The sequence below is a fragment of the Enterobacter sp. Tr-810 genome (assembly GCF_011752765.1).
In the GTDB taxonomy this organism is placed as follows: domain Bacteria; phylum Pseudomonadota; class Gammaproteobacteria; order Enterobacterales; family Enterobacteriaceae; genus Enterobacter; species Enterobacter soli.
The window spans coordinates 409398-431825 of sequence record NZ_VWWW01000004.1; the positions used below are offsets into that span (position 1 = coordinate 409398).

Sequence of the window (22428 nt, forward strand, 5' to 3'; positions counted from 1 at the left end):
TGTTCCCTTGAATCCCGGAAACTGATCCCCATAATAAGCGAAGTTAGCGAGATGAATGCAGAAAAACGCGGAGAAATTCATGAGTAGTAAAGAACAGAAAACGCCTGAGGGGCAAGCCCCGGAAGAAATTATCACGGAACAGCACGATGAAGTTGAGGCCGTAGAGTCAGAAGCTTCTGCTGAGCAGGTGGACCCGCGCGATGAGAAAATTGCGAATCTGGAAGCCCAGGTCGTAGAAGCACAGAATCGCGAGCGCGATGGCGTGTTACGCATCAAAGCGGAAATGGAAAACCTGCGTCGTCGTACTGAGCTGGACGTGGAAAAGGCGCATAAGTTTGCGCTGGAGAAGTTCGTCAACGAACTGCTGCCGGTTATCGATAGCCTGGATCGCGCGCTGGAAGTGGCTGATAAAGCAAACCCGGATAACGCCGCCATGATTGAAGGCATCGAGTTGACGCTGAAATCCATGCTGGATGTGGTACGCAAGTTTGGTGTTGAAGTGATTGCTGATACCAACGTGCCGCTGGATCCGAACGTTCATCAGGCGATTGCTATGGTGGAATCTGAAGACGTTGAAGCCGGTAAAGTGCTGGGCGTGATGCAGAAAGGTTACACCCTGAACGGCCGTACCATTCGTGCCGCTATGGTGACCGTGGCGAAAGCGAAAGCGTAATTTTCCGCTCCGTAGTGCCGGGTGGCGGCTTCGCCTTACACCCGGCCTACAACATTACTCAGCGATACTTTCGCGCAGTGGTTTCACAGGCAGGATTTTCACCTGCTTAATCATATTGTCCTGCACGTCCAGGATATCAATATCGTATTGTTCAATGCGTACCCGCGTGCCTGCCGCCGGGATCTCTTCCAGTGCTTCCAGAATCATTCCGTTCATCGTGCGGGCTTCGTCTTCTGGCAGATGCCAGTTAAAGGCTTTATTCAGCTCACGGATGTTGGCGCTGCCGTCAATCAGCACTGAACCGTCGTTCTGCGGAGTCACTTCCTCTGCCAGCGATGGCGACATTGAGGTGGTAAAGTCCCCGACAATCTCTTCGAGAATATCCTCTACCGTCACCAGCCCCTGAATATCGCCATATTCATCGACAACCAGCCCGACTTTCTTCTTATTGCGCTGGAACTTCACCAGCTGAGTGCTGAGCGGCGTGCCTTCCGGCACATAGTAAATCTCGTCAGCAGCGCGCAGCAGTATCTCTTTGGTGAACTCTTTTTTCTCCGTCATCAGGCGGTAAGCTTCGCGTACACGCAGCATACTGATGGCATCGTCCAGCGAATCGCGGTACAGCACGATACGCCCGTGCGGTGAGTGCGTGAGCTGACGGACGATCGCTTTCCAGTCGTCATTGATATCGATACCAACGATTTCGTTGCGAGGCACCATGATGTCGTCAACGCTGACCTTCTCCAGATCCAGCACCGACAGCAGCATGTCCTGGTTGCGGCGGGAAATTTGCGAACGGGATTCGTTCACGATGGTGCGTAGTTCATCTTTGCTGAGTGCGCTGCTAATGGTGACGTCTGCTTTGATGCCGACCATGCGCATCAGAACACGCGTCACCATATTCAGCAGCCAGACCAGCGGCATCATCAGGATCAGTAACGGGGCCAGCAGGAAGCTGCTCGGGTAGGCGACTTTCTCCGGGTAAAGCGCGGCGATGGTTTTTGGCAGCACTTCGGCAAATACCAGCACCACAAACGTCAGCACACCGGTGGCAATGGCAACACCGGCATTACCGTACAGGCGCATCCCGACGATAGTCCCCAGTGCCGAGGCGAGGATATTGACCAGGTTGTTACCGATGAGGACCAGGCTAATCAGGCGGTCCGGCTTACGCAGCAGCTTTTCTACACGACGTGCGGCGCGGTTACCTTGTTTAGCGCGGTGACGCAGCCGATAGCGGTTTAGCGTCATCATGCCGGTTTCCGAGCCCGAGAAATAGGCAGATATGACCACCATGATGATCAGCGTGACGATCAGCGTGGTGGTAGAGATGTGTTCCAGGGGGAACTCCTTTGTTACTTAGCCAGCAAATTGCTGTATGAAGCGGCTACCGAAATAGGCAAGAGTAAGAATGCCAGCACCCGCAACGTTGAACCAGACCACGCGGCGACCGCGCCAGCCTTCATGATAATGGCCCCATAACAGGACAATATAGACAAACCACGCAATGATGGAGAGGACGGCTTTATCGATATTCTCCACGCTGAACAGGTTTTTCATATAAAACAGGCCAGTGCAGAGCGTAAGCGTTAACAGCACTACCCCGACCTGGGTGATGTGGAACATTTTACGTTCGATGACCATCAGCGGTGGCATTTCATGGTTAAAGGCCAGCTTTTTGTTTTTCAGTTGGTAGTCAATCCAGGCCAGCTGCATCGCGTACAACGCGGCAATAATGAGCGTGGCATACGCGAACAGCGACAAGCCAATATGCACCAGCATTCCCGGCGTGGCTTCCAGATGGGTAATGAACTCGTTTGGCATAAAGGTGGCTAAAGCCAGATTGATCAGCGCAAAGGCATAGACAATCGGCAGCAGCAGCCAGCCACGGTTTTTGGATGCTACGATGGTCATCACCGTACAGATCATCAGGCTGACCAGCGAGCCGACGTTAAGCACGCTCAGGTTTTGCACGCTACCGTCGCCGGGAATTATGCGCGATTCCAGCGCAAAAGCGTGGCTTATCAGTGCGATGACCGCCGAAAGAATAGCCATACGCCGCCAGCCGCTGTTTTTTTGCAGCAGGCCAGGAATGATCAGCGCGAGGCTGACAGAGTAGGCAACAAGGGCGATCAGTGCGAAAACAGGCATATAGGCGTCGACAGTTGTCTTAATAAGAAAGAGAAGCAGTATAACGTTACGTGACGCGTGCTCCAACCGTTGCATAACAACAAAGCCGCCTTCATGTTATACTCCGGCAAAATTCTGTGTATGTGTCGCTAATGCGACCCAACGTTTCTACCTCAGGCGAGAGACAATGTTTGATAATTTAACCGATCGTTTGTCGCGCACGCTGCGCAACATCAGCGGCCGTGGACGCCTCACCGAAGAAAATATTAAGGAAACGCTGCGCGAAGTGCGTATGGCGCTGCTCGAAGCAGACGTTGCGTTACCTGTCGTGCGTGATTTCATCAACCGCGTTAAAGAAAAAGCGGTTGGCCACGAAGTTAACAAGAGCCTGACCCCGGGTCAGGAATTCGTCAAAATCGTTCGTACCGAACTGGTTTCGGCGATGGGCGAAGAGAACCAGGTGCTTAACCTGGCGGCTCAGCCACCGGCAGTGGTGCTGATGGCCGGCCTGCAAGGTGCGGGTAAAACCACAAGCGTAGGTAAGCTGGGTAAATTCCTGCGCGAGAAGCACAAGAAAAAAGTGCTGGTTGTTTCTGCGGACGTCTACCGCCCGGCGGCAATCAAACAGCTGGAAACCCTGGCAGAGCAGGTTGGCGTGGATTTCTTCCCGTCTGACGTTGCCCAGAAACCTGTCGACATCGTTAACGCTGCGCTGAAAGAAGCGAAGCTGAAATTCTACGACGTGCTGCTGGTGGATACCGCCGGTCGTCTGCACGTTGACGAAGCGATGATGGACGAAATCAAGCAGGTTCATGCTTCTATCAACCCGGTAGAAACCCTGTTTGTTGTCGATGCCATGACGGGCCAGGATGCGGCGAATACCGCAAAAGCCTTTAACGAAGCCCTGCCGTTAACCGGCGTGGTGCTGACCAAAGTGGACGGTGATGCGCGTGGTGGTGCGGCGCTTTCGATTCGCCATATCACCGGTAAGCCAATTAAGTTCCTCGGCGTGGGTGAGAAAACCGAAGCCCTGGAGCCGTTCCACCCGGACCGTATTGCTTCTCGTATCCTCGGGATGGGCGACGTGCTGTCGCTTATCGAAGATATCGAAAGCAAAGTTGACCGCGCGCAGGCCGAGAAGCTGGCCAGCAAGCTGAAAAAAGGCGACGGCTTCGATCTGACCGACTTCCTGGAGCAGCTGCGTCAGATGAAAAACATGGGCGGCATGGCGAGCCTGATGGGCAAACTGCCGGGCATGGGCCAGATCCCTGACAACGTAAAAGCGCAGATGGATGACAAAGTGCTGGTGCGTATGGAGGCCATCATCAACTCGATGACCCTCAAAGAGCGCGCTAACCCGGACATCATCAAAGGTTCCCGTAAACGCCGCATCGCAGCCGGTTGTGGGATGCAGGTACAGGACGTTAACCGTCTTCTGAAACAGTTCGACGACATGCAGCGCATGATGAAGAAAATGAAGAAAGGCGGCATGGCGAAGATGATGCGTGGGATGAAGGGGATGATGCCCCCAGGATTCCCTGGCCGCTAAGCGGCCTGGCTTGTTTGCCATTTCGGCACCGGGGTGTGCTCGCCATCCTCACGTACTACGTGTACGTTCCGGTGGCTGCGCGCACGCCGGCACCGAACTGACTGCACCGCCGACGGCCTTTTCTGGCAGACTTCGCAACTGCTGATTGCAATTTCCCCAGAAATCAGTAAAATTTTCGGGCTTTTAATATGACACCCGGGCTCCGTTCCTCGATGGGGCCCGGTTGTTTTATTCACACAAGAGGATGTTATGGTAACTATTCGTTTAGCACGTCACGGCGCTAAAAAGCGTCCGTTCTACCAGGTTGTTGTTACTGACAGCCGTAATGCACGCAACGGTCGCTTCATCGAGCGCGTTGGTTTCTTCAACCCACTGGCCGCTGGCGCAGAAGAAGAAACTCGTCTGGATCTGGATCGTATCGCTCACTGGGTTGGCCAGGGCGCTACTGTTTCCGATCGCGTTGCTACGCTGATCAAAGCAGCAAACAAAGCAGCTTAATCTGTCACGGTGGTCATGATGAGCAAGCAACACGCCGCACCAGTACCTGTTGAACCGATCGTATTGGGGAAAATGGGTTCTACTTACGGTATCCGTGGTTGGCTCAGAGTGTTTTCCTCCACCGAAGACGCCGAAAGCATTTTTGATTACCAGCCCTGGTTTATCCAGAAAGGCGGTAAGTGGGAAGAGGTCGAGCTGGAAAGCTGGCGTCACCACAATCAGGACATCGTTATCAAGCTGAAAGGCGTTGACGATCGCGATGCCGCGAATCTGCTGACTAATTGTGAAATTGTCGTTGATTCGTCGCAGTTGCCGAAACTGGATGATGGCTACTACTGGAAAGACCTTATTGGTTGCCAGGTAGTGACCACTGAAGGTTATGGTCTTGGTAAAGTCATTGATATGATGGAAACCGGATCAAATGACGTTCTCGTCATCAAGGCAAACCTGAAAGATGCGTTTGGCATCAAGGAGCGGTTGGTTCCGTTCCTCGATGGGCAGGTTATCAAGAAAGTCGATCTCGCTACTCAGACTATTGAAGTAGATTGGGATCCTGGTTTTTAAATTCTCCTGAAAACGGTAAAAGACGGCGCTATGTGGATTGGCATAATTAGCCTGTTTCCTGAAATGTTCCGCGCGATTACCGATTATGGGGTAACTGGCCGGGCAGTAAAAAATGGCCTGCTGAGCATCGAGAGCTGGAGTCCACGAGATTTCGCTCATGACCGGCACCGTACCGTGGACGAACGTCCTTACGGCGGCGGACCGGGGATGCTAATGATGGTGCAACCTTTGCGGGATGCCATCTCAGCAGCAAGAGCCGCGGCAGGTGAAGGCGCAAAGGTGATTTATCTGTCACCTCAGGGACGCAAGCTTGATCAAGCGGGCGTGAGCGAACTGGCAACGAATCAAAAGCTGATTCTGGTGTGCGGTCGCTACGAAGGGATAGATGAGCGCGTAATTCAAACCGAGATTGACGAAGAATGGTCTATCGGCGATTACGTACTCAGCGGTGGTGAGTTACCAGCAATGACGCTGATTGACTCAGTTTCCCGGTTCATTCCGGGCGTACTGGGCCATGAAGCCTCAGCAACGGAAGATTCCTTTGCTGATGGATTGCTGGACTGTCCACACTATACTCGTCCTGAAGTGTTAGAAGGGATGGAAGTACCGGCAGTGTTACTGTCCGGAAACCATGCCGAGATACGTCGCTGGCGTCTGAAGCAGTCGCTGGGCCGAACCTGGCTTAGAAGACCTGAACTTCTGGAAAACCTGGCTCTGACTGAAGAGCAAGCAAAGTTGCTGGCCGAGTTCAAAACTGAACACGCGCACCAGCAGCATGAACATGATGGGATGGCCTGAGGCCCCCAAATATCAGTTTACCCAGGATAAGAGATTAAATTATGAGCAACATTATTAAGCAACTTGAACAAGAGCAGATGAAGCAGGACGTACCTTCCTTCCGTCCGGGTGATACCGTGGAAGTGAAAGTATGGGTTGTTGAAGGTTCCAAAAAACGTCTGCAGGCATTCGAGGGCGTGGTTATCGCTATTCGTAACCGCGGTCTGCACTCTGCATTCACTGTTCGTAAAATTTCCAACGGCGAAGGCGTTGAGCGTGTCTTCCAGACTCACTCTCCGGTAGTTGACAGCATTGCTGTTAAACGTCGTGGTGCTGTACGTAAAGCTAAACTGTACTACCTGCGTGAGCGTACTGGTAAGTCAGCTCGTATTAAAGAGCGTCTGAACTAAGATTCGCTTAAGCGACATCCTGTTAAAAAGGGCTGGCCGAAAGGCTGGCCCTTTTTTTATCTCATCGCATCTCACGCGTTAACCCTTTCGTCATAAATCATTTACAATGCTTGCCTCTTCCGTGGAGGCTAAGTGGATAACGTACTGCATCAGCATAACTGGAAACGCGCAGCGGCATTGACCGCGCTGTTTGCGATCCTGCTGATCGTGGTAGCGCCGCTTATCTCCGTCTCGCTGCAAAAAGATCCCATGAGTGCGATGCCGGGAATGCATCATGACATGAGCATGATGTCGATGGATGAGCATCATGGCGAGATGCAGCACTCCATGCCTGTCGATCATGCTGAAGCGTGCGGTTACTGCGTACTGTTAGCCCATGTCCCGGGCATGATGCTTGCGCTGATCGTCCTGCTCAGCGTGGTACTGCAAAGACTGCGGGTGAAGCCGCCTCGTCAGGCGGTCAGCCACTGGCACTTTTTCCCCTGGCTTTATCCTGATACCCGCGCGCCGCCGCGCTGGTCTGCTTTTTCCCTTTAAAAAAATATTCGATAACTTTTTGCCTTAAAAAGGAAAAGTATGACCACCTGCACTCCGCGCGCGGCATGGGGAAACCTGCTGCGTCGACTTCATTTCTATATTGGGCTGTTTGTCGGCCCGTTTATCTTCTTCGCTGCCCTGACCGGCACGCTGTATGTGGCAACGCCGCAGCTGGAAAATGCGTTATACCGGCACGCGCTTCATACGGATGCGGTGGGGGAACCGCAGCCCCTGGCAGAACAAATTGCCGTGGCAGAAAAAAACGTGGGACCGGAACTGAGGCTACATGCCGTTCGCCCTGGCCTGACAGAAGGTGAAACGACGCGTGTGATGTTCGCCGACCCTTCACTTGGGCCATCAGAGAATCGGGCGATTTTTATCGATCCTGTAAGCCTTGAAGTGCGTGGCGATCTGACGGTATACGGCACCAGCGGAATTTTGCCGCTTCGTCAGACCATTGATTATCTGCATACCTCCCTGATGCTGGGAGATACCGGGCGGCTTTACAGCGAGCTGGCTGCTTCATGGATGTGGGTTGCCGCACTGGGGGGGATTGCTCTGTGGTTTTATACCCGGCCAAAGCGCCGCATCAATAATCGTTTCCAGAACCGTCGGCGCCTGCATGTTACGCTCGGCTGGATCTTGCTGGGCGGGATGTTGCTGTTCTCGGCAACCGGGCTGACCTGGTCGCAGTGGGCGGGGGGGAATGTCGATAAACTGCGTGCTGAAATGAACTGGCTCACTCCGCAGGTTAACACCCAGCTTTCAGGTGCGCCTCAGCAGATGGATGAGCACGCTGAACATCACGGTCATCATGGCGGAATGGTGATGCCTGAGATGGACATGGATCTGACGCAGTTTGACGGTGTGTTACATGTCGCCAGAAAGGCAGGAATCGATGCCAGTAAGCTGGAGATCCGCCCGGCCAAAGCAGCTAATCAAGCCTGGACGGTCACCGAAATCGATCGCAGCTGGCCGACTCAGGTAGATAGCGTGTCGGTTGATCCTCACTCTATGCAGGTACTGGACAGAACCCGGTTCGACGATTTCCCGCTCATGGCTAAACTGACGCGCTGGGGTGTGGATTTCCATATGGGGATTTTGTTTGGTCTGGCAAACCAGCTTTTGCTTATCGCTTTTGGTCTGGCGCTCTGCGTGATGATCCTTTGGGGATATCGCCTGTGGTGGATGCGTCGTCCTGCGCAGTCGAGCGCAAACCCGGTTCAGACACTCTGTCAGAGCTGGCTGGCGTTATCGCTTCCGGGAAGGTTAGTCACTGTGGTTTTGAGTGTACTGCTTGGGCTGGCGCTTCCGGTGATGGGAGGCAGTCTGGTGCTGTTTATTTTGTTTGACTGGCTGCGCTGGCGAGCGGCCATAGATGTGTCGCTCGCCGAATCATCCGTTAAATAACGTCTATGGCGTGCTGATGACCACTGCAACGCGGCGGTTTTCAGCACGTCCTTTCGATGTGCTGTTGCTCACTACCGGGTATTTTTTACCTAATCCCTGGGTGGTGAGATTGCTGCGCGGGATGCTGGCGCCTTTTGCCCAGGTGTCGGCAACGGCATTGGCTCGTTTTAACGATAGCGCTTCGTTATAGCTATCTTCGCCGTAGTTGTCGGTGTGACCGTCCATGCGCGCATGAGTTAAGCCGGTCGCAGCCAGACGTGTTGCCATAGTCTGGATCTGTTTTTCGCTCTCAGGACGCAGCTGCGCTTCATTTTTGCCGAACAGAATGGTGTCAGAAAGCCCCAGTGACCAGTCGCCATTAAGTTCGTTAAATCCGTATGACTTCATGGCGGCGATTTGCTCTGCGGTGAATTTTCCTTGTGGCGGGGTCTGACATCCAGCCAGAACCATTGATGCCAGTAAGAGCGGCGCGAGGTATCGCTTTAACATATCGTATTCCTTTCTAGGATATTGTTTTTGAACGCTGGTTTTTAACCAGGTACATATTGCGGTCGGCTTGCTCCAGTAATGCTTCCACCGAAGCATTTTCCCACGCCAGAGCAAAGCCAATGCTGAGTGACATCGATGCTGTGTGTCCGTTATGCAGATCGAACGGGCGGATAAACTGCTGCGACAGTGCAGCACAAATGTGTTGGACATCGGGTTCTGAATGTACGCCATACAGGATCATCGCAAATTCATCGCCGCCCAGACGGTACGACTGATGGCGGCTTTCGCCGAACTCCACCATTCTGCTGGCGACCTCAATAAGTACGCAGTCGCCTGCGGCATGTCCCCATGTGTCATTGATAAATTTAAAGTTATCACCATCCAGGAAAAGCAGGGCAGAGTTCAATTTTGCGGAAGAGTCATTCATTAATGCCGCAATGCTGTTGCGAAACGCCGCCCGGTTAGCCAGGCCGGTTAATGGGTCGTGCATCGCGGTACGCAGTAACTGTGCATTCTTGGCCTGGAGCTTCAATTGCCACTCTTCCATTTCGTCCAGCAGGCTGTTGAAGTCCTCGCCGAAACGGTGGAACTCCTCGATCCTGCCTTCTTTGACCCGGCGTGAGAAATTACGGTTGGTGCGCACGTCATGGACGACATCGGTAATGTTTTGCATCGCGGTGACCATGCCCTGGTGCAGAGAGCGGGTAATGGTTAATGCCACCAGAGAGGCGAAAAGAATGCAGCCGGTAAGAACGGCAAACGACATCCAGATAAAGTGGCTGATAAGGCTGTCGCGCGCCGTAAGGCGAATCTCACCAATCTTATTGCCGTTATGCATAATCGGCTGCGCAACGGGGGTTGGGAACAACCAGCGGCTGACCAGCGCACCCAGCGTATCGGTATTATCTTCAGGGTTCCATGACCACCAGGCAAAACGTTTTTCATGGATATTGAGGACTTCTGCTTCCGCAAATTGTCCCTGCTTACCGAGGGTGGCGAGTGTTTCATTCGCGGCCAGTGAGTCGTTGAAAACCAGCGAGGCTTCAAGGCTGTGGCTCATGGTTGCGCCGGTTAATTCGAGATTTTTTTGCGCATATTGTTTTAACGTCACTACGGAAGCAAAACAAAGCAACAACCATATAAGCGTCATTGTTATTATGACGCTTATCATGCTGATACGCCTCAATGTTCTTTTAAACGTAGGGCGTGGAGGTGAAGTGAAATCCTTATTCATGCTTCGAATTCCGTGCAAGCATTAATACATCCGGACTGACTCTTACACCACTACGAGACAGTGCATCCAGATTTACGGAAAACCTAACCCGGTCGTCTTCTATAATGAGACAAAATGCGCTTCCAATAACACATTCCGGATTCTGTTCTGAAATTAATAGCAACGCTCGGCCCTGATACTGACTTATTAAATCAAGTTGTTGGGCTGGGGATTCGGTCCCGAAATATATAGCGTCGCACATGGCTGCCAGTGCTTCCTGATCGTTACGCACGATAGCAGGAGTGTAGGGTAACTCACTATGCCCATCTTCGCGGCTGAGTGTCTGCGCGTAGCGCGATGTGGCGTAAATACAGAGTTTCGGCTGGCCGGAAAGCACTGGCCACCGGGTATAACTCACAATACCCGAAACAATTGAACGCACCGATTTATCGGTTTCCGTTTGCGTTCCGGCAACCGTTGCGCCCGCAGTAAGAAACAGCATCAATGCCAGAGTCAGTCGGTACAAAGAGATCAAGAATGAAATTCTCACCAGAAACCGCCATACCGCTCTGGAAATAGATGTCCTTAAGAGTTGTCGGCAGAATACCATTGTTTGTCAAAGCCGTCATTATGTCAGAAATGCAACTACGTTGACTTAGGTTAAATCTCACAGTTACATTTATTCCGATGGTAAAAGATAAAAATCAATTAAGCCTGCTGGCCTTCATGCTTTCATCCATCCCTTGTTGCCAGGCATCGTGAAGTTTTGCTGCATTTTCTACGGTATCGCAACTGGCTGGAAATGATTTGCCTGCTAAACCCCATGCGTGAATAAATCCTTCTTCACAAACTTTCTTCTGACCATCCGCATAACCGCGGAGATATTCACTACGATCGACTTTCGGATCGTTAAAATTATCGGCCAGCGCCTGATTATCTTTAACCGGCACGCCGTTCATGGCGTCTTCTTTTCCCGCACCAAACCAGTCAGGGCTTGTCCAGTCGGGCTGGAAGGTGTAGGGATTGATCTGGCAGCCTGATAAAGACAGGGCCAGTAACGCTAACGCGATTGAACGCATAGACATTCTCCTTTTTCTTCAGCATAGCCTGGCGGAAGATAAGTGGAGTGTAATTTTAAGTTTACGTTTTTATCGGCTGATTTTTGCAATAAATTGGCTTCTGTAAAGTAATGTGTACGTATTTTGGATTGAAATCTTTACTTGTTGTGGTATCGTTGTCTCACCTCTTAGAGGAAAACAACTATCGCAAACGAGCTCTACAGGATCGCAATCATGCAAAAAGACGCGCTGAACAACGTACATATCACTGACGAACAGATTTTAATTACCCCGGATCAACTGAAAGCGGAATTCCCGCTGAGCATTGCGCAAGAGGAGCAAATTGAGCACTCTCGCCAGACCATTTCCGACATCATCGCCGGGCGCGATCCGCGTCTGCTGGTGGTATGTGGTCCATGCTCCATTCACGATCCTGAAACCGCCATTGAATATGCCCGTCGATTTAAAACATTAGCGGAGGAGGTCAGCGATAGCCTCTATCTGGTGATGCGCGTCTATTTTGAAAAGCCACGTACCACTGTTGGCTGGAAAGGGTTGATTAACGATCCGCACATGGATGGCTCGTTTGATGTGGAAGCAGGCCTGAAGATTGCTCGTCGCCTGCTGGTTGAGCTGGTCAGCATGGGGCTGCCTCTGGCAACCGAAGCTCTGGATCCGAATAGCCCGCAATACCTGGGCGACCTGTTTAGCTGGTCTGCAATTGGTGCGCGTACCACTGAGTCGCAAACCCACCGCGAAATGGCGTCTGGCTTGTCTATGCCTGTTGGTTTCAAAAACGGGACTGACGGCAGCCTGGCAACCGCGATTAACGCAATGCGTGCTGCGGCAATGCCACACCGTTTTGTGGGTATCAACCAGGCGGGGCAAGTTTGTCTGCTGCAAACGCAGGGTAACCCGGATGGCCATGTGATCCTGCGCGGTGGTAAAGCGCCAAACTACAGCCCGGCAGATGTCGCCCAGTGTGAAAAAGAGATGGAACAGGCGGGACTGCGTCCGGCTCTGATGGTAGATTGCAGCCATGGTAACTCGAACAAAGATTACCGTCGTCAGCCTGCGGTGGCTGAATCCGTTGTCGCGCAAATCAAAGATGGCAATCGTTCTATTATCGGCCTGATGATTGAAAGCAACATTCATGAAGGCAATCAGTCATCTGAACAACCGCGTAGCGCAATGAAACACGGGGTGTCTGTTACTGATGCCTGCATCAGTTGGGAAACCACAGATGCACTGCTGCGTGAGATCCACAAAGATTTGAACGGCCAGCTGGCGACGCGTCTGGCATAAGAGGGTAGTTATGGTTGCTGAATTGACCGCATTACGCGATCAAATTGATGAAGTGGATAAGGCGTTGCTGGACCTGCTGGCACGCCGTATGTCTCTGGTTGCTGAAGTGGGCGAGGTAAAGAGTCAATATGGCCTGCCTATCTATGTACCAGAGCGTGAAGCTTCCATGCTTGCGTCCCGCCGTAAAGAGGCGCAGGCGTTGGGGGTTTCTCCAGACTTAATTGAAGATGTACTGCGTCGCGTGATGCGTGAGTCCTATTCCAGCGAGAACGACAAAGGCTTCAAAACCCTTTGTCCATCGCTGCGCCCGGTAGTGATAGTGGGTGGTGCGGGCCAGATGGGGCGTCTGTTTGAAAAAATGCTGACGCTTTCTGGCTACCAGGTGCGCATTCTGGAAAAAGAGGACTGGGCTCGTGCACCGGAACTGATGAAAGATGCCGGCATGGTGATCGTTAGCGTGCCAATTCATGTGACGGAACAGATTATCGAGAAACTTCCTTCGCTGCCGGAGGATTGCATTCTGGTGGATCTGGCGTCGGTGAAAAACGGTCCATTGCAGGCGATGCTGGCCGCTCACACTGGCCCGGTACTGGGTCTGCATCCTATGTTTGGCCCGGATAGCGGTAGCCTTGCCAAGCAGGTGGTGGTCTATTGTGATGGCCGTCAGCCGGAAGCTTATCAGTGGTTCCTGGAACAGATTCAGGTATGGGGTGCACGTTTGCACCGCATTAGCGCGGTTGAACACGATCAGAACATGGCATTCATCCAGGCGCTGCGCCACTTTGCAACCTTTGCTTATGGCCTACATCTGGCGGAAGAAAACGTTCAGCTTGAGCAGTTGCTGGCGCTCTCTTCGCCAATCTATCGCCTGGAGCTGGCTATGGTTGGGCGTCTGTTTGCGCAGGATCCGCAGCTGTATGCTGACATTATTATGTCGTCAGAGAACAACCTGGCACTGATTAAACGTTACTATCAGCGCTTTGGCGAAGCCATCACCTTGCTGGAGCATGGTGATAAACAAGCATTTATCGACAGTTTCCGTAAGGTTGAACACTGGTTCGGTGATTATGCACAGCGCTTCCAGAGCGAAAGTCGCACGTTGTTGCGCCAGGCAAATGACAGTCGCCAGTAATGTGATGATGTATATACTAAAAGCCAGCGTATGCTGGCTTTTTTCTTTTGGGGAAATGACATGATGGAACCGCAGCTGTTATTGAACTACACCGGGCACTTACCGGAATGCCCAACGTGGAGCGAAGATGAAAATGCGCTCTACTGGGCTGATATTCTGGAAGGTGAGATCCATCGTTACCACCTGCCAACGGCTGAGCACACTGTCCTGTCATTTCATGAGGAGGTGGGGTGTTTTGCCCTGCGAGAGCGCGGCGGTTTTATTGTCGCAATGCGAACTGCCATCTGGTTGACGGATAAGCACGGGCTACTTCAGCGCAAGGTGTGCGACAACCCTTCCAACCCGCAGTTGGCGAGGTTTAATGATGGTGGAACCGACCACCGTGGCCGCTTCTATGCGGGGACATTCTGGGGGCCTGGGGACTATAACGGCGCAATGCTGATGCGTATCGACAACGACCTGACCCCGAAGGTACTTCAGTGCGATATCCACGGGCATAACGGCCTGGCATTCAGTCATGACCAGCAATGGATGTTTACCTCTGACACGCCGAATGGTGTTATCTATCGCACGCCGCTGGACGAACAGGGTGAGCCTGGCAAACGAGATGTATTCCGGCGGTTTAAGGAAGGTGAGGGGATACCTGACGGCGCCGCGATGGACGTGGAAGGCTGTTACTGGAGCGCGCTGTTTGATGGCTGGCGCATCGCCAGATTTTCACCAGAGGGTGAACAGCTTGAGGAATACCGGCTTCCGGTTCGTTGCCCGACGATGGTCTGCTTTGGCGGGGACGACATGAAAACGTTGTTTATCACAACCACCCGGGAAAATATGGACGAGGCTGAGACAGCGAAATATCCGCTTTCCGGGGCTATCTTCACCCTGCCCGTCAGCGTGGCAGGGATGAAGAAAAGCCGCTTTATCGAACGTTAAGCCGGGTCGACCGGAACAACGTTTTCGCTCGGATAGCAGCCGAGCACTTTCATTGAGCGGGTGATTTCACCCAGCTCACGCAGAGCTTTCTGCATGGATGCAGATTCCAGATTGGCCTGAACATCAAGATAGAACATCTCTTCCCACGGATTGCCGTTGATCGGGCGCGATTCCAGCTTGGTCATGATCAGATTGTGATTACGCAGCACCAGCAGGGCTTCAACCAGCGCACCTGCCTGCTGGCCGGTGGCCATCAACAGCGTGGTTTTCGCTGGGACCTGATCGGACACATTAATGGCTTTGCGCGCCAGCACCACAAAGCGCGTGATGTTTTGCGTCTGGTTGGCGAGGTTACGTTCCAGCACCTGCAATCCGTAAAGCGCGCCCCCCGCTTCGCTACCCAGTGCGGCAACGGTCGGGGAATTTGCCTGCGCGACTTTTTCCATCGCCGCAGAGGTACTTTCGGTGTACTCAATTTTCCAGTTCGGATAGCGGTTCAGGAACTGGCTGCATTGCTGGAACGGCTGCGGATGGCTGTACACCGTCTCGATGTTGCTCAGGTCAGTGGAGCCTGAAACCAGAACACAGTGGTCAATTGGAATAGTCAGCTCGCCAACCAGCGACAGGCTGGTGTGTTGCAGCAGGTCGTAGACATCATTGATGGCGCCGGAGCTGGTATTTTCAATCGGGACTACGGCGTAATCGGCCTGACCGGTTTCAACCTGATTGAAAATATCGGCAAACTTCGCGCATCCACTTTCAATAAACTCTTCGAAATGGCGGGCTGCATACTGACGTGCCGCCAGGTGCGAATACGAACCTTTCGGGCCCAGAAACGCGATACGGGCAGAGTGCGGATTGGTTTTATTCAGATGCTGCTGTAACAGCGCTTGTTGGGTCAGAACGGAATCTTCGATGATAAGCTGGAACAGACGGGTGATGTAATGGGCATCCAGGTGGTGCGCTTTTCCAAGCTGAATCAGGCGCTCCAGCAGATCACGCTCACGGTCGATATCACGCACGGGGCGGTGGGAGTCCAGCTTGGCTTTGCCCACTTCGACAGCGAGTAAGCGGCGTTCTGCCAGCAGTGCCAGTAATTTTTCATCCAGCGCGCTGATTTTTACTCGCAGATCCAGTAACGGGTTTTCCGGTGTCATAGTGTTGCCTGTCTCATTTTATCGTTATCAATAAAAAAGGCCCCCCGGTTTGGGAGGCCTTGTTGTTCGTCTTCGCATTCTTTATCACACGACGAAACGCCTCCCATTCAGGGGAAGGTAAAAAAGAATGCGAAGAAAAACGGCGTTAGTTTCATTGAGTCATCCTGTGGTTGATACCGTTAAAGTACCTGCACTGTTTTCACCCTGTCAATAAAAAACGCGCCCGAAGGCGCGTTGGCGGTACACTCAATTTAAAGGATTACTCTTCTTCAACTTCTTCCGCGAGGCTGGCGTCTTTCACCGATGTTGTGGCGCGACGGGCTTCGCCTTTGTGTTGCACTTTATTGAGCTGCCGTTCCAGCTTGTTGATCAAATCGTTAATTGCGGTGTACATATCCTCGTGTTTAGCGCTGGCGACCAGATGGCCGTTTGGAGTATTGATAGTTGCGTCAGCGATGAAACCCTGTGGCTCCTTGGACAGGATGATATGTGGATTAATCAAATGAGTTTGCCATTTATCCAGTTTGGCGAGACGGTCTGCGACGTGCTGGCGAATTGCCGGAGTAATTTCCATTTGTTTACTGGTAATGTTCATTGTCATAAATTTTACCTCTTGTCTTTCCGTCTTGGTGATTCCAGCATACCTGTCCTAATGTCAAAATGTGTGATTTAGATCACGTTATTTTGTCGGTTTTTGTCAGGGAATCTTTTTTGTGAGGCAGGACAGGAAGAGGCGATTTTTACCTTGTCGAACTCAGAAATTGAGGCCATAGTTGATAGGATGTGTTGAAGCTAAACCGCTTCAGCTTATGACAGAAACGAATAAAAAAACGGCAGCCATTGGGCTGCCGTTTTGCTTTAAGCGGAAAGTCAGGTATTGCTGCTGTTTGCGGCGATGATTTTCGCGACTTTTTCAGCCTGTGCGTTCATCTGCATCTGACGGTATGCGTTTTCCATCAGCTTCAGACCGTCACGCGTGGCTTGCGTATCAGGGTAATCGCGCAGCATTCCTTCTACACGGTTAACTACGGCAACCCATGCGCCACGGCGGGTGTAGTATTCAGCAACGGAGTATTCATACTTAGCCAGACGATCTTTCAGGAATACCAGACGCTTAGTGGCATCGGTAATGTACTGGCTGTTTGGATAACCACGTACCAGCTTGGAGAAGTCGTTAAAGGCGTCACGCGCATGCTGAGGATCGCGGTCGGAACGATCAACACCAAAGAAACCTTGCAGAGCGCTATCATCCAGAGCCATGTTGGTCAGACCGCGCATATACATGACATAATCGATGTTAGGATGAGTCGGGTTCAGACGCATGAAGCGATCGATAGTCGCCTGAGCCAGCGGCAGATCGGCATTTTTATAGTAAGCGTAGATAAGATCTAACTGTACCTGCTGCGAATATGGACCAAATGGATAGCGATTATCCAGCGCTTCCAGTTGCGTTATCGCCTGTTTCCAGTTACCGTCCTGCAACTTTTGTTGTGCAGTCGCATAGATTTCATTCGGCGGATTGTCAGGGACCTGTTCATTTGAACCGGAGCAGCCCACCAAAGCCAGGCTCAACGTGGCCGCTGCCACCAGATATTTCATGCGCGTCATGACGTTTTGACTTTCCTCAAATGTTTGTCCGGGAGAAACTCTGTTCCTGCTCCCGATTAAGACCAGCTACAATAGCACACTATATTAAACGGCAAAGCCGTAAAACCCAACGTTAAACGAAGAAGCAGTTTATGGCACAACGAGTAGAACTCACCGCAACAGTCTCCGAAAATCAGCTCGGTCAACGCTTAGATCAGGCTTTGGCCGAATTGTTCCCTGATTATTCGCGTTCACGCATAAAAGAATGGATCCTTGACCAGCGCGTGATGGTAAACGGCAAAGTCTGGGACAAACCAAAAGAGAAAGTGTTAGGTGGGGAAGCTGTCGCCATCAATGCTGAAATCGAAGAAGAAGTGCGTTTTGAACCGCAGGATATCCCACTAGAGATCGTCTACGAAGATGATGACATTCTGGTTATCAACAAACCGCGCGATCTGGTTGTTCATCCTGGTGCCGGTAATCCTGATGGTACAGTGTTAAACGCGCTCCTCCATTATTACCCGCCGATTGTTGACGTACCGCGCGCCGGTATCGTTCACCGTCTGGATAAAGACACCACGGGTCTGATGGTGGTGGCGAAAACGATTCCTGCCCAGACGCGTCTGGTGGAATCGTTGCAGCTGCGTGAAATTACCCGTGAATATGAAGCGGTCGCGATTGGTCATATGACCTCGGGCGGCACGGTAGAAGAACCTATCAGCCGCCACCCAACCAAACGTACGCATATGTCGGTGCACCCAATGGGGAAACCGGCGGTAACGCACTACCGTATTATGGAACATTTCCGCATCCATACACGCCTGCGTCTGCGCCTTGAAACGGGTCGTACTCACCAGATCCGTGTCCATATGGCGCACATCACTCATCCGCTGGTGGGTGACCAGGTTTACGGTGGCCGTCCGCGTCCGCCGAAAGGCGCATCTGATGAATTCATCAGCGTCCTGCGTAAGTTTGACCGCCAGGCACTGCACGCAACAATGCTGCGTCTTTACCATCCGATTACCGGCATCCAGATGGAATGGCACGCGCCTATCCCACAGGATATGGTGGAGCTTATCGAAGCATTACGCGCTGATTTTGAAGAGCATAAGGACCAGGTGGACTGGTTATGACCAAACTGATTGTCCCGGAGTGGCCACTGCCTGAGGGCGTGGCCGCCTGTAGTTCGACCCGCGTCGGCGGGGTAAGCCAGGGCGCATGGGAGTCATTAAATCTCGGCGCGCATTGCGGTGATGTTCTGGAACATGTTGAGGAAAACCGCAAGCGTATGTTTGCGGCCGGAAACTTACCGTCAAAACCCGTCTGGCTCGAACAGGTGCACGGCAAGGACGTACTGAAACTGACGGGTGAACCCTATGTTTCTAAACGTGCCGATGCTTCTTACAGTAATACTCCCGGGACAGTGTGTGCCGTGATGACCGCCGATTGCCTGCCGGTTCTCTTTTGTAATCAGTCCGGAACCGAAGTCGCGGCCGCACACGCGGGTTGGCGTGGTTTGTGCGAAGGGGTTCTGGAGGAGACGGTCGCCTGTTTCGCCGATAACCCTGCCAACATTATTGCCTGGCTTGGCCCGGCAATTGGCCCTCGCGCCTTTGAAGTCGGGCCTGAGGTACGCGAAGCCTTTATGGATAAAGACCCGCAAGCTGTCACCGCGTTTCAGCCGGTGGGTGAAAAATATCTGGCCGATATTTATCAGCTTGCGCGCCAGCGTCTGAATCGCGTGGGTATTACGCAAATCTTCGGTGGCGATCGCTGTACGTTCACCGAAAAGGGTGATTTTTTCTCTTATCGCCGCGACAAGACGACGGGTCGTATGGCAAGTTTTATTTGGCTGATATAACCTAAAGAATCAAGACGATCCGGTACGTGCCGTTTTCTTTTCACATAATTCAGGTCATTAACCTTGAATAATTGAGGGATGACCTCATTTAATCTCCAGTAGCAAATTTGACCTGTTATGGGAGGAGTTATGCGTCTGGATCGTCTTACTAATAAATTCCAGCTTGCACTCGCCGATGCCCAGTCCCTCGCACTGGGGCACGACAACCAATTCATCGAACCTCTTCATCTAATGAGCGCCTTGCTGAATCAGGAAGGGGGTTCGGTACGTCCATTATTAACGTCCGCCGGTATTAATGCTGGCCAGTTACGCGCGGCCATCGATCAGGCACTGAGCCGTTTGCCGCAGGTAGAAGGAACGGGCGGTGATGTTCAGCCGTCCCAGGATCTGGTGCGTGTACTGAATCTTTGCGACAAGCTGGCGCAAAAACGTGGCGACAACTTTATATCGTCGGAGCTGTTTGTTCTGGCGGTGCTTGAATCACGCGGTACTTTGACCGACCTGCTGAAAACTGCCGGAGCAACAACCGCCAACGTGACTCAGGCGATTGAAAAAATGCGCGGAGGTGAAAGCGTGAACGATCAGGGAGCCGAAGACCAACGTCAGGCTTTGAAAAAATTCACCGTCGATCTGACCGAGCGTGCCGAGCAGGGCAAGCTTGACCCGGTGATCGGCCGTGATGAAGAGATTCGCCGTACCATTCAGGTACTGCAACGTCGTACTAAAAACAACCCTGTTTTGATTGGTGAGCCGGGTGTCGGTAAAACCGCCATCGTTGAAGGGCTGGCGCAACGTATTGTCAATGGAGAAGTTCCGGAAGGCCTGAAAGGTCGCCGCGTGCTGGCTCTGGATATGGGCGCGTTGGTGGCCGGGGCGAAATACCGTGGTGAATTCGAAGAACGTCTGAAAGGCGTGCTTAATGACCTGGCAAAACAGGAAGGTAACGTCATTCTGTTTATCGACGAGCTGCACACGATGGTCGGTGCCGGTAAAGCGGATGGCGCAATGGATGCCGGGAACATGCTGAAACCTGCGCTGGCGCGTGGTGAACTTCACTGCGTCGGTGCGACAACGCTCGATGAGTATCGTCAGTATATAGAAAAAGATGCTGCCCTTGAGCGTCGTTTCCAGAAAGTATTCGTTGCTGAGCCAACGGTTGAAGACACCATTGCGATTTTACGTGGCCTGAAAGAGCGTTATGAGTTGCACCACCATGTGCAGATCACCGACCCGGCTATTGTTGCCGCGGCAACGCTTTCGCACCGTTATATCTCCGATCGTCAGCTGCCGGATAAAGCCATCGACCTTATTGATGAAGCTGCGTCGAGTATTCGTATGCAGATTGACTCGAAACCAGAAGAGCTGGACAGACTCGACCGCCGAATCATTCAGCTCAAACTGGAACAGCAGGCGCTGAAGAAAGAGTCTGATGAAGCCAGTAAGAAACGCCTGGATATGCTTAATGAGGAACTGGATGACAAAGAGCGCCAGTATTCTGAGTTAGAAGAAGAGTGGAAAGCGGAGAAAGCATCGCTTTCGGGGACTCAGACGATTAAGGCAGAACTGGAGCAGGCAAAAATCGCCATTGAACAGGCTCGCCGGGTAGGTGACCTGGGGCGGATGTCCGAACTTCAGTACGGTAAAATTCCGGAGCTGGAAAAACAGCTGGAAGCTGCAACGCAGGCAGAAGGCAAAACCATGCGTCTGCTGCGTAACAAAGTGACCGATGCGGAAATCGCTGAAGTGCTGGCGCGCTGGACGGGTATCCCTGTCGCTCGCATGATGGAAAGTGAACGTGAAAAACTGCTGCGGATGGAGCAGGACTTGCACCACCGGGTTATCGGCCAGAATGAAGCTGTTGAGGCGGTATCGAATGCCATTCGCCGTAGCCGTGCGGGCTTGTCTGATCCAAATCGTCCGATTGGCTCATTCCTGTTCCTTGGCCCAACGGGTGTAGGTAAAACAGAGCTCTGCAAAGCGCTGGCAAACTTTATGTTTGATAGCGATGACGCGATGATCCGTATCGATATGTCTGAGTTTATGGAAAAACACTCGGTTTCACGTCTGGTGGGTGCGCCTCCGGGATACGTTGGCTATGAAGAAGGTGGCTATCTGACTGAAGCGGTACGTCGTCGTCCTTACTCCGTCATTCTTCTGGATGAAGTGGAGAAAGCGCACCCGGATGTGTTCAACATTCTGTTGCAGGTTCTGGATGATGGACGACTCACCGATGGGCAGGGGAGAACCGTCGATTTCCGCAATACCGTGGTGATCATGACGTCTAACCTGGGTTCCGATTTGATTCAGGAACGTTTTGGTGAACTGGATTATGGTCATATGAAGGATCTGGTGCTGGGGGTTGTGAGCCACAGCTTCCGCCCTGAGTTCATTAACCGTATCGATGAAGTCGTGGTATTCCACCCGTTGGGTGAAAAACACATTGCTTCTATTGCGCAGATTCAGCTCCAGCGTCTTTATAAACGTCTTGAAGAGCGTGGTTATGAAATCCACATCTCTGATGACGCGCTGAAACTGCTTAGTGAGAATGGCTACGATCCTGTTTATGGTGCACGTCCTCTGAAACGTGCTATCCAGCAGCAGATCGAAAACCCACTTGCTCAGCAAATCCTTTCCGGAGAGCTGATTCCAGGAAAAGTGATTCGTCTGGAAGTGAATGACGATCGAATTGTGGCAGTGCAGTAAGTCACAAAACATCAAAAACGGGCCGCTTGCGGCTCGTTTTTGTTTAAAAACCAGGCGAAAATGAATGTCTGGAGTGCGTTTCGCCTGGAAAATGAGCAGTCAGTAAATAATTTTCACTTTGCACTTGCAGCTTCAGAATAACTCCCTATAATGCGCCTCCACTGACACGGAACAACGGCAAGTAAGCCGCCGGGTCAGCAGGGTTCTCCGGCGAAAGTCGCTGAAGAATCCCGGAGAAAAGCGAAAATAAATGCTTGACTCTGTAGCGGGAAAGCGTAATATGCACACCCCGCGCCGCAGCGAAAACGAAGCGGCACTGCTCTTTAACAATTTATCAGACAATCTGTGTGGGCACTCAAAGTGACATGGATTCTTAATGTCTTCGGACAATAAATGAATACCAAGTCTCAACGAGTGAACACGTAATTCATTACGAAGTTTA

At 52.1% G+C, this 22428-nt stretch carries 24 protein-coding genes and 1 other annotated feature; of the genes, 14 read left to right on the forward strand and 10 right to left on the reverse strand.

Annotated elements, in window-relative coordinates; genetic code table 11:
* Nucleotides 1-79: 79 nt before the first annotated feature.
* Complete coding sequence (gene grpE, locus F3J30_RS14695; RefSeq protein WP_166717699.1) at nt 80-673, forward strand: nucleotide exchange factor GrpE; 594 nt, start codon at nt 80-82, stop codon at nt 671-673.
* Nucleotides 674-727: 54 nt separating this feature from the next.
* On the opposite strand, the gene F3J30_RS14700 is transcribed toward grpE, so the two are convergent.
* Together F3J30_RS14700 and F3J30_RS14705 are read right to left on the reverse strand one after the other, a co-directional pair.
* Nucleotides 728-2014 carry an HlyC/CorC family transporter gene (locus tag F3J30_RS14700; RefSeq protein WP_041162107.1) on the reverse strand — a complete coding sequence of 429 codons (1287 nt, stop codon included), beginning with the start codon at nt 2012-2014 and terminating at the stop codon, nt 728-730.
* An 18-nt stretch (nt 2015-2032) separates the two neighbouring features.
* A complete protein-coding gene (locus F3J30_RS14705) occupies nt 2033-2824 on the reverse strand; it encodes an inner membrane protein YpjD (protein WP_003863130.1) in 792 nt (263 codons plus the stop codon).
* A gap of 166 nt (nt 2825-2990) precedes the next feature.
* On the opposite strand from F3J30_RS14705, the gene ffh reads away from it, so the two are divergent.
* The 7 genes from ffh to F3J30_RS14740 all read left to right on the forward strand — a co-directional run bounded on the left by ffh (nt 2991) and on the right by F3J30_RS14740 (nt 8548).
* Nucleotides 2991-4352 carry a signal recognition particle protein gene (ffh, locus tag F3J30_RS14710; RefSeq protein WP_014071410.1) on the forward strand — a complete coding sequence of 454 codons (1362 nt, stop codon included), beginning with the start codon at nt 2991-2993 and terminating at the stop codon, nt 4350-4352.
* Nucleotides 4353-4601: 249 nt separating this feature from the next.
* The gene (rpsP, locus tag F3J30_RS14715; protein ID WP_003863133.1) at nt 4602-4850 is read left to right on the forward strand and encodes a 30S ribosomal protein S16; all 249 of its coding nucleotides are present in this window, start codon (nt 4602-4604) and stop codon (nt 4848-4850) included.
* A gap of 18 nt (nt 4851-4868) precedes the next feature.
* Nucleotides 4869-5414 (forward strand): ribosome maturation factor RimM, encoded by a 546-nt coding sequence (gene rimM / locus F3J30_RS14720; protein WP_166717700.1) that lies wholly within the window; start codon nt 4869-4871, stop codon nt 5412-5414.
* 30 nt (nt 5415-5444) lie between these two features.
* Nucleotides 5445-6212 (forward strand): tRNA (guanosine(37)-N1)-methyltransferase TrmD, encoded by a 768-nt coding sequence (gene trmD, locus F3J30_RS14725; RefSeq protein WP_014071408.1) that lies wholly within the window; start codon nt 5445-5447, stop codon nt 6210-6212.
* 41 nt (nt 6213-6253) lie between these two features.
* Nucleotides 6254-6601, forward strand: a complete 348-nt coding sequence (gene rplS, locus F3J30_RS14730) for a 50S ribosomal protein L19 (protein WP_002914145.1) — start codon at nt 6254-6256, stop codon at nt 6599-6601.
* Nucleotides 6602-6733: 132 nt separating this feature from the next.
* The gene (locus F3J30_RS14735) at nt 6734-7138 is read left to right on the forward strand and encodes a DUF2946 domain-containing protein (RefSeq protein ID WP_166717701.1); all 405 of its coding nucleotides are present in this window, start codon (nt 6734-6736) and stop codon (nt 7136-7138) included.
* 39 nt (nt 7139-7177) lie between these two features.
* On the forward strand, nt 7178-8548 hold the full coding sequence (locus tag F3J30_RS14740) for a PepSY-associated TM helix domain-containing protein (RefSeq protein WP_166717702.1): 1371 nt from the start codon (nt 7178-7180) through the stop codon (nt 8546-8548).
* Nucleotides 8549-8551: 3 nt separating this feature from the next.
* Here the strand turns inward: F3J30_RS14740 and F3J30_RS14745 are convergent, their stop codons facing one another.
* The 4 genes from F3J30_RS14745 to F3J30_RS14760 form a co-directional block, all read right to left on the reverse strand.
* Nucleotides 8552-9037 carry an OmpA family protein gene (locus F3J30_RS14745; RefSeq protein WP_166717703.1) on the reverse strand — a complete coding sequence of 162 codons (486 nt, stop codon included), beginning with the start codon at nt 9035-9037 and terminating at the stop codon, nt 8552-8554.
* Between the two features lie 13 nt (nt 9038-9050).
* On the reverse strand, nt 9051-10271 hold the full coding sequence (dgcN, locus tag F3J30_RS14750) for a diguanylate cyclase DgcN (RefSeq protein ID WP_166717704.1): 1221 nt from the start codon (nt 10269-10271) through the stop codon (nt 9051-9053).
* Complete coding sequence (locus F3J30_RS14755) at nt 10264-10800, reverse strand: YfiR family protein (RefSeq protein ID WP_348771120.1); 537 nt, start codon at nt 10798-10800, stop codon at nt 10264-10266. The genes dgcN and F3J30_RS14755 overlap by 8 nt, the downstream gene beginning before the upstream one ends.
* A gap of 154 nt (nt 10801-10954) precedes the next feature.
* Nucleotides 10955-11329: a DUF2799 domain-containing protein gene (locus F3J30_RS14760; protein WP_014071402.1), complete on the reverse strand. Its 375-nt coding sequence runs from the start codon at nt 11327-11329 to the stop codon at nt 10955-10957.
* A 213-nt stretch (nt 11330-11542) separates the two neighbouring features.
* On the opposite strand from F3J30_RS14760, the gene aroF reads away from it, so the two are divergent.
* From aroF to F3J30_RS14775, 3 genes are read left to right on the forward strand one after another with little or no spacing between them, the layout of a single operon-like run.
* Nucleotides 11543-12613, forward strand: coding sequence for a 3-deoxy-7-phosphoheptulonate synthase AroF (gene aroF, locus F3J30_RS14765; RefSeq protein WP_014071401.1), 1071 nt, complete (start codon nt 11543-11545; stop codon nt 12611-12613).
* A 10-nt stretch (nt 12614-12623) separates the two neighbouring features.
* Complete coding sequence (gene tyrA, locus F3J30_RS14770) at nt 12624-13745, forward strand: bifunctional chorismate mutase/prephenate dehydrogenase (protein WP_166717706.1); 1122 nt, start codon at nt 12624-12626, stop codon at nt 13743-13745.
* 60 nt (nt 13746-13805) lie between these two features.
* Nucleotides 13806-14678, forward strand: a complete 873-nt coding sequence (locus F3J30_RS14775) for an SMP-30/gluconolactonase/LRE family protein (protein ID WP_166717707.1) — start codon at nt 13806-13808, stop codon at nt 14676-14678.
* Here the strand turns inward: F3J30_RS14775 and pheA are convergent.
* From pheA to bamD, 4 genes are all read right to left on the reverse strand, one after another.
* Entirely contained in the window at nt 14675-15835 is a 1161-nt protein-coding gene (gene pheA / locus F3J30_RS14780) for a bifunctional chorismate mutase/prephenate dehydratase (RefSeq protein ID WP_166717708.1), read from the reverse strand. The genes F3J30_RS14775 and pheA overlap by 4 nt on opposite strands.
* A 30-nt stretch (nt 15836-15865) precedes the next feature.
* Nucleotides 15866-15991 (reverse strand) — a sequence feature (Phe leader region).
* The gene (gene pheL / locus F3J30_RS14785) at nt 15943-15990 is read right to left on the reverse strand and encodes a pheA operon leader peptide PheL (protein ID WP_100249759.1); all 48 of its coding nucleotides are present in this window, start codon (nt 15988-15990) and stop codon (nt 15943-15945) included. It overlaps the preceding feature by 48 nt.
* Nucleotides 15992-16094: 103 nt before the next feature.
* Nucleotides 16095-16436, reverse strand: coding sequence for a ribosome-associated translation inhibitor RaiA (raiA, locus tag F3J30_RS14790; RefSeq protein WP_014071397.1), 342 nt, complete (start codon nt 16434-16436; stop codon nt 16095-16097).
* Nucleotides 16437-16705: 269 nt separating this feature from the next.
* Nucleotides 16706-17443, reverse strand: coding sequence for an outer membrane protein assembly factor BamD (bamD, locus tag F3J30_RS14795; RefSeq protein WP_014071396.1), 738 nt, complete (start codon nt 17441-17443; stop codon nt 16706-16708).
* Nucleotides 17444-17574: 131 nt separating this feature from the next.
* Here bamD and rluD point away from each other — a divergent pair, with 131 nt between their 5' ends.
* From rluD to clpB, 3 genes are all read left to right on the forward strand, one after another.
* Nucleotides 17575-18555 (forward strand): 23S rRNA pseudouridine(1911/1915/1917) synthase RluD, encoded by a 981-nt coding sequence (gene rluD / locus F3J30_RS14800; RefSeq protein ID WP_014071395.1) that lies wholly within the window; start codon nt 17575-17577, stop codon nt 18553-18555.
* On the forward strand, nt 18552-19283 hold the full coding sequence (gene yfiH, locus F3J30_RS14805) for a purine nucleoside phosphorylase YfiH (protein ID WP_014071394.1): 732 nt from the start codon (nt 18552-18554) through the stop codon (nt 19281-19283). Before rluD ends, yfiH begins: the two co-directional genes overlap by 4 nt.
* 129 nt (nt 19284-19412) lie before the next feature.
* Nucleotides 19413-21986 (forward strand): ATP-dependent chaperone ClpB, encoded by a 2574-nt coding sequence (gene clpB, locus F3J30_RS14810; protein ID WP_166717709.1) that lies wholly within the window; start codon nt 19413-19415, stop codon nt 21984-21986.
* Nucleotides 21987-22428: the final 442 nt, after the last annotated feature.

What these genes read in the sequence shown, in the direction of transcription:
- grpE (WP_166717699.1), top strand. Translation starts at nt 80, where the DNA reads ATGAGTAGTAAAGAACAGAAAACGCCTGAGGGGCAAGCCCCGGAAGAA.
- F3J30_RS14705 (WP_003863130.1), bottom strand. Translation starts at nt 2,824, where the DNA reads ATGCCTGTTTTCGCACTGATCGCCCTTGTTGCCTACTCTGTCAGCCTC.
- ffh (WP_014071410.1), top strand. Translation starts at nt 2,991, where the DNA reads ATGTTTGATAATTTAACCGATCGTTTGTCGCGCACGCTGCGCAACATC.
- rpsP (WP_003863133.1), top strand. Translation starts at nt 4,602, where the DNA reads ATGGTAACTATTCGTTTAGCACGTCACGGCGCTAAAAAGCGTCCGTTC.
- rimM (WP_166717700.1), top strand. Translation starts at nt 4,869, where the DNA reads ATGAGCAAGCAACACGCCGCACCAGTACCTGTTGAACCGATCGTATTG.
- trmD (WP_014071408.1), top strand. Translation starts at nt 5,445, where the DNA reads ATGTGGATTGGCATAATTAGCCTGTTTCCTGAAATGTTCCGCGCGATT.
- rplS (WP_002914145.1), top strand. Translation starts at nt 6,254, where the DNA reads ATGAGCAACATTATTAAGCAACTTGAACAAGAGCAGATGAAGCAGGAC.
- F3J30_RS14740 (WP_166717702.1), top strand. Translation starts at nt 7,178, where the DNA reads ATGACCACCTGCACTCCGCGCGCGGCATGGGGAAACCTGCTGCGTCGA.
- F3J30_RS14745 (WP_166717703.1), bottom strand. Translation starts at nt 9,037, where the DNA reads ATGTTAAAGCGATACCTCGCGCCGCTCTTACTGGCATCAATGGTTCTG.
- dgcN (WP_166717704.1), bottom strand. Translation starts at nt 10,271, where the DNA reads ATGAATAAGGATTTCACTTCACCTCCACGCCCTACGTTTAAAAGAACA.
- F3J30_RS14760 (WP_014071402.1), bottom strand. Translation starts at nt 11,329, where the DNA reads ATGCGTTCAATCGCGTTAGCGTTACTGGCCCTGTCTTTATCAGGCTGC.
- aroF (WP_014071401.1), top strand. Translation starts at nt 11,543, where the DNA reads ATGCAAAAAGACGCGCTGAACAACGTACATATCACTGACGAACAGATT.
- tyrA (WP_166717706.1), top strand. Translation starts at nt 12,624, where the DNA reads ATGGTTGCTGAATTGACCGCATTACGCGATCAAATTGATGAAGTGGAT.
- F3J30_RS14775 (WP_166717707.1), top strand. Translation starts at nt 13,806, where the DNA reads ATGATGGAACCGCAGCTGTTATTGAACTACACCGGGCACTTACCGGAA.
- pheA (WP_166717708.1), bottom strand. Translation starts at nt 15,835, where the DNA reads ATGACACCGGAAAACCCGTTACTGGATCTGCGAGTAAAAATCAGCGCG.
- raiA (WP_014071397.1), bottom strand. Translation starts at nt 16,436, where the DNA reads ATGACAATGAACATTACCAGTAAACAAATGGAAATTACTCCGGCAATT.
- bamD (WP_014071396.1), bottom strand. Translation starts at nt 17,443, where the DNA reads ATGACGCGCATGAAATATCTGGTGGCAGCGGCCACGTTGAGCCTGGCT.
- rluD (WP_014071395.1), top strand. Translation starts at nt 17,575, where the DNA reads ATGGCACAACGAGTAGAACTCACCGCAACAGTCTCCGAAAATCAGCTC.
- yfiH (WP_014071394.1), top strand. Translation starts at nt 18,552, where the DNA reads ATGACCAAACTGATTGTCCCGGAGTGGCCACTGCCTGAGGGCGTGGCC.
- clpB (WP_166717709.1), top strand. Translation starts at nt 19,413, where the DNA reads ATGCGTCTGGATCGTCTTACTAATAAATTCCAGCTTGCACTCGCCGAT.